This is a genomic window from Blastocatellia bacterium, assembly GCA_035573895.1.
In the GTDB taxonomy this organism is placed as follows: domain Bacteria; phylum Acidobacteriota; class Blastocatellia; order HR10; family HR10; genus DATLZR01.
In genome coordinates this window covers 1-5,043 of record DATLZR010000124.1, presented here as the reverse complement: position 1 = coordinate 5,043, position 5,043 = coordinate 1, and the positions used below count along the sequence as shown (strand labels likewise).

Here is a 5,043-nt window from a genome sequence, read left to right as displayed (position 1 = left end):
CAGGTCGGTCGCGTGCCGGAGAGCGTCGAGCCGGGACTGTCCGAGCCGGTGTCGCGAGCGGTACCGCGCGTCGCGGCGGAAATTGCCCGGCTGTTGTCGGCGGTCCCTCAGGAACTGTCCGTTCAGGCTGGTTGATGGTATTCTTGAGGCGCGAGGGGACCGCGCCAATTCATCCGGTCTGGCCGGAAAGGAGTTAATCATGGTCAAAGAAAAGAAGGTCTACCTACCGAGATGGATCGCCTGGATGATCGCCGTGATCATGCTGCCCGTGTGGGGATGGCTGACCTACTCGACGTTCACTGGTCAGGGGTCGGCAGAACGGCTAAGCTCGGGCGACTGGGTGGTCATCTCCGTGGTCATCCTCGGATCAATTGTTATGGTCTTTCTGATGAGCTACGGAAAGCTGCCGGCCTACATCATCAGAGAAGAGGATGAATAGAGGCGCCATGCACGAGATGTCCATCGCCAGGAACCTTCTGGAGGTGATCGAGCGCTACGCGCCCACCAACGGCAGTGCGCGCGTGAAGACTGTTCGCTTGAGAATCGGCGAGCTGGCTGGCGTCGTGCCGGAATCGCTGCGCTTTTGCTTCGAGGTGGCGAGCGAAGGCACCGTCGCACAGGGAGCCCGGCTTCTCATCGAGCATGTGCCCATCGTGAGTCGCTGCACCGATTGTCGCAACGCCTTCGAGGTAAAGGAGTACGCCTTCATCTGTCCGAACTGCAACAGCGCTCATGTTGAACTGATCTCCGGCAACGAACTCGATGTGGTAGAATTGGAGGTCGAAGAGTAATTCGTGAAAGGTGCGAGCGAACAGAAGCTTACGAGCAGTGCTTGTAAGAGGGCTGAAAGAGGATCAGCGCATAGACTTGAGCAGGTCCAAGGTGTATGGCCGAAAGTGAGATTGAGGCCATAGCGGAATACCTGAAGAACAACCAGTTCTCATCACAGACCACGCGAGGCGCGAGATGAAGAACGAGAGTATTTCTATGGATGACATTGTACTGCGATGCGCAGGCGGAGAAATCGTTGAGGACTACCCATCGGCTTACCCCTTACCAGCATGTCTTAATCTTAGGCAAAACCCCGGATGGAAGACCGCTTCACGTTTGCCTGTCCAAACCACCCCTCGTCAAAGTTATCACTGTCTATGCGCCCACAGCCGACAGATGGGAATCGGACTGGAAAACACGAAAGGGGATGAAATAGATGAAAAACATTTGTGCATTCTGCGGTGGTGATGTTGAGCAGCGCATCAGCCGAGTCATTGAAGAAATCGGTGACGAAATCATCATCATTGAAGGCGTCCCGGCCGGCGTCTGTGTCCGCTGCGGGGAAAAGGAGTTTGCCCCAGACACCATTCGCCGCCTGGAACGCATCCGTCAGGAGCGCGTAGGCATTGCAGCGGAATCGAGGGTGCCTGTCGTTGAGTTTGAGAAGGTCACGGTTTGAAACGGCCGTAACTCAGCTATCGGTTGACAGTTGAATGCTCACTCCTGATACGAAAGGCGGTGAGATGCCTATCATCACCATCGAGCGAAAGATTCTGGAGAAGAACGACGAAATTGCCCGGCAAAATCGGGCGCGGCTGGCCGAGCATGGGATTCTGGCCCTCAATATGGTCAGCTCGCCCGGTTCAGGAAAAACAAGCCTCATCGAACGAACGCTTGAGCACTTTGACGGAAAGTTGCGAATAGCGGTCATCGAGGGTGATGTACAAACAAATCTCGACGCTCAGCGGATCGCCCGGTATGGAGTGCCTGTGATTCAGATTGTCACCCAAGGCGGGTGTCACCTCGAAGCGCAGCTCGTGCGCGAGGCCATGGCGAAACTCGATTTAGCGGGCGTGGACCTTCTGATCATCGAGAACGTCGGCAACCTCGTTTGCCCGGCCAACTATGACCTGGGTGAGGCGATGAAGGTCGTCATCATCAGCACGACCGAAGGAGATGACAAGCCCCTCAAATATCCGGCGATGTTCCGCCAGGCCGCGGTGCTGGTGATTAACAAGACGGACCTGCTCCCCTATCTCAACTGCCGGCTCGATGTGCTCAGGCACAATGCGCTGCAAATTAACCCGGCGCTGAAGGTCTTCGAGACATCCTGCGTCACCGGGACGGGCATTTCTGAGTGGTGCGCCTGGTTGGAAGCACTAACCCGGCAAAAACCGCCAGCCGCCGAAATTCAACGACACGAACGCGAAGATCCGTTTCTTCGCGTCTGAGCACCCGTGGGCCCATTCAAGGGGATATGACCAAACGACTTCGCATCACCATTCGCGGGGCGGTTCAGGGCGTTGGCTTTCGTCCGTTCGTCTATCGGCTGGCGACCGAGATGGGTCTACCCGGGTGGGTGCTGAATTCGACGCATGGTGTCTTCATCGAAGTCGAAGGAAACGCACTGAACCTGCAAAGCTTCCTCCTTCGCATCGAGCGGGAGAAACCGCCACGATCCTTCATCCAGAGCCTCGAATATTCGTTTCTCGATCCTGTCGGATACACGACATTCGAAATTCGACACAGTGATGGAACAGGAGAGAAGACCGCCCTCGTGCTGCCAGATATTGCCACTTGCTCAGAATGCCTCCGAGAGATCTTCGATCCGACGAATCGCCGCTATCGCTATCCTTTCACCAACTGCACTAACTGCGGGCCGCGCTTCACGATCATCGAGGCGGTGCCCTACGACCGGCCCAATACGACGATGAAAGGGTTCGCGATGTGCCCCGAATGCCAGGCCGAATATGAGAATCCGCTCGACCGACGGTTTCACGCGCAGCCGAACGCCTGCCCCCGTTGTGGGCCGCACGTGGAACTGTGGAATGCCGGTGGAAAAGTTCTCGCCACACATCATGACGCGCTTATTGGGGCAGCCGAGGCGATTCGTCAAGGACGGATCGTGGCTGTTAAGGGGCTCGGCGGGTTTCACCTTCTCGTGGATGCCCGCAATGAAGAGGCCGTCGTTCGCCTCCGGGTGCGTAAGCACCGTGAAGAAAAACCCTTCGCGCTGATGTATCCGACGCTCGAACTCATCAAAGAGCACTGTGAGGTTTCGGAACTCGAAGAACGGCTGCTCCTCTCTCCCGAATCACCCATCGTTCTGCTCCACAGGAAATCCGCCATTAACCATCCATCATTAGCTGTCGCTTCACCCGTTGCTCCCGGCAATCCGTACCTCGGCATCATGCTTCCCTATACACCGCTGCATCATCTGCTCATGGCGGAATTAGGATTTCCCGTTGTGGCGACAAGCGGCAATCTGTCTGACGAACCGATTTGCACAGATGAGCAGGAGGCGCTTAAGCGACTGGCGGGAATTGCCGACCTCTTTCTCGTTCACAATCGGCCTATCGCCCGGCATGTTGATGATTCGGTCGTTCGCGTGATGATGGGACGGGAGCTTATCTTGCGTCGGGCGCGTGGATACGCGCCGCTGCCGATCACCAAGGGTGCATGGCCGATGGCAAATCGCAGGTCAGAGGAATCGGGCGAACACCTCTCTCTCCATTGCTTGATGACTCCTTCGCCACCAACAGTTCTGGCCGTTGGCGGGCACTTGAAGAACACGATTGCTGTGTCCATCGGCGAGCAGGTTTTCATCAGCCAGCACATCGGTGATCTCGAAACGGCTGAAGCCTTTGAGGCTTTTCAACGCGTCATCGGCAGCTTCCGTGAACTCTACAATCTTCGTCCATCAGTAGTGGCGTGCGATGCCCATCCGGATTATCTCTCGACGCACTATGCCTGGCGCCATGGACTGCCGGTTATCCCGGTTCAACATCACTACGCGCACGTACTCGCCTGCATGGCCGAAAACGAGCTGGTGCCGCCGGTCCTGGGAATCGCCTGGGATGGAACCGGCTATGGATTGGACGGTACCATCTGGGGCGGAGAGTTCTTGCAAATCACAGATCAGTCGTTTCTCCGGATCGGTCACTTCCGAACCTTCCGACTGCCCGGCGGAGAGAAGGCCATTAAGGAGCCACGACGAACGGCCATCGGTCTGCTTTATGAGATCTTTGGCGACGATGTGTTCACCATGATGGAGCTTGCGCCGGTCAAGGCCTTTTCCTCCGAAGAGCGTGCGATCATGCAGACGATGCTGAGCAGGAAGATCAACGCGCCGGTGACGTCGAGCGTGGGACGGCTCTTCGACGTGGTGGCCGCTCTGGTGGGGATGCGTCAGGTAGTGAGATTTGAGGGTCAGGCGGCAATGGAGCTGGAGTTCGCGCTGGACGGCGTCGAGACGGATGAGGCGTACCCTTTTCGGATCTCAACTTTCAGGCGGCAGATTGCGGGCTCGTCCGGTCACGCTGAACCTCTCGATCTGCCACCCGCAGTGGTCATTGATTGGGAGCCGATGATACGGGATATTCTGGCCGATCTACGTGATGGTGTGTCTGTGGGCATGATCTCGGCGAGGTTCCACAATGCGCTGGTCGAAGCGATCGTCGCCGTGGCGCACCACGTGGGTGAAGAGCGCGTCGTTCTCACCGGCGGCTGTTTTCAAAACAAGTATTTGACCGAGCGGACCGTTCGCCGCTTGCTGGGCGAGGGATTTCGTCCCTACTGGCATCAACGTATTCCACCCAACGACGGTGGTCTCGCGCTCGGCCAGGCGGTGGCAGCGGTGCGCGAGCGAAGGAGCAACGTGATATGTGCTTAGGCGTTCCCGGAAAGATCATCAGCATCAGTGGCGACGATCCCCTCACGCGCATGGGTAAAGTGAGCTTCGGCGGCATCATCAAGGATGTCTGTCTCGCCTATGTCCCTGAGGCTCAGGTCGGCGATTACGTCATCGTGCACGTCGGGTTCGCCATCAGCCGACTGGATGAACAAGAAGCTCAACAAGTGTTTGAGTATCTGCGGCAGATGGATGAATTGCGAGAGCTGGAGGGAGGCTCCGCATGAAATACATTGATGAGTACCGCGACGCCAGGGCGGCTGAGCGATACGCCCGCGCCATCGCCCGGATCACAACGCGCCCGTGGACGATCATGGAAGTCTGCGGCGGGCAGACGCATGCCATCGTCAAATTTGGCGTAG

Annotated in this window: 7 protein-coding genes; all 7 read left to right on the top strand. The window is 57.3% G+C overall.

What is annotated here, in order from left to right:
• Positions 1 to 199: 199 nt before the first annotated feature.
• A complete protein-coding gene (locus tag VNM72_11205) occupies positions 200 to 439 on the top strand; it encodes a hypothetical protein (protein HXF05967.1) in 240 nt (79 codons plus the stop codon).
• Positions 432 to 791: a hydrogenase maturation nickel metallochaperone HypA gene (hypA, locus tag VNM72_11200; GenBank protein ID HXF05966.1), complete on the top strand. Its 360-nt coding sequence runs from the start codon at positions 432 to 434 to the stop codon at positions 789 to 791. The genes VNM72_11205 and hypA overlap by 8 nt, the downstream gene beginning before the upstream one ends.
• A 416-nt stretch (positions 792 to 1,207) precedes the next feature.
• Positions 1,208 to 1,450, top strand: coding sequence for a YgiT-type zinc finger protein (locus VNM72_11195; GenBank protein ID HXF05965.1), 243 nt, complete (start codon positions 1,208 to 1,210; stop codon positions 1,448 to 1,450).
• A gap of 64 nt (positions 1,451 to 1,514) precedes the next feature.
• Positions 1,515 to 2,222, top strand: coding sequence for a hydrogenase nickel incorporation protein HypB (gene hypB / locus VNM72_11190; GenBank protein HXF05964.1), 708 nt, complete (start codon positions 1,515 to 1,517; stop codon positions 2,220 to 2,222).
• A gap of 26 nt (positions 2,223 to 2,248) precedes the next feature.
• Positions 2,249 to 4,663: a carbamoyltransferase HypF gene (gene hypF, locus VNM72_11185; GenBank protein HXF05963.1), complete on the top strand. Its 2,415-nt coding sequence runs from the start codon at positions 2,249 to 2,251 to the stop codon at positions 4,661 to 4,663.
• Positions 4,654 to 4,908: a HypC/HybG/HupF family hydrogenase formation chaperone gene (locus tag VNM72_11180; GenBank protein HXF05962.1), complete on the top strand. Its 255-nt coding sequence runs from the start codon at positions 4,654 to 4,656 to the stop codon at positions 4,906 to 4,908. The genes hypF and VNM72_11180 overlap by 10 nt, the downstream gene beginning before the upstream one ends.
• On the top strand, positions 4,905 to 5,043 hold a 139-nt coding region (locus VNM72_11175; protein ID HXF05961.1), incomplete at its 3' end, for a hydrogenase formation protein HypD. The genes VNM72_11180 and VNM72_11175, both read left to right, overlap by 4 nt.

What these genes read in the sequence shown, in the direction of transcription:
- VNM72_11205 (HXF05967.1), top strand. Translation starts at nt 200, where the DNA reads ATGGTCAAAGAAAAGAAGGTCTACCTACCGAGATGGATCGCCTGGATG.
- hypA (HXF05966.1), top strand. Translation starts at nt 432, where the DNA reads ATGAATAGAGGCGCCATGCACGAGATGTCCATCGCCAGGAACCTTCTG.
- VNM72_11195 (HXF05965.1), top strand. Translation starts at nt 1,208, where the DNA reads ATGAAAAACATTTGTGCATTCTGCGGTGGTGATGTTGAGCAGCGCATC.
- hypB (HXF05964.1), top strand. Translation starts at nt 1,515, where the DNA reads ATGCCTATCATCACCATCGAGCGAAAGATTCTGGAGAAGAACGACGAA.
- hypF (HXF05963.1), top strand. Translation starts at nt 2,249, where the DNA reads ATGACCAAACGACTTCGCATCACCATTCGCGGGGCGGTTCAGGGCGTT.
- VNM72_11180 (HXF05962.1), top strand. Translation starts at nt 4,654, where the DNA reads ATGTGCTTAGGCGTTCCCGGAAAGATCATCAGCATCAGTGGCGACGAT.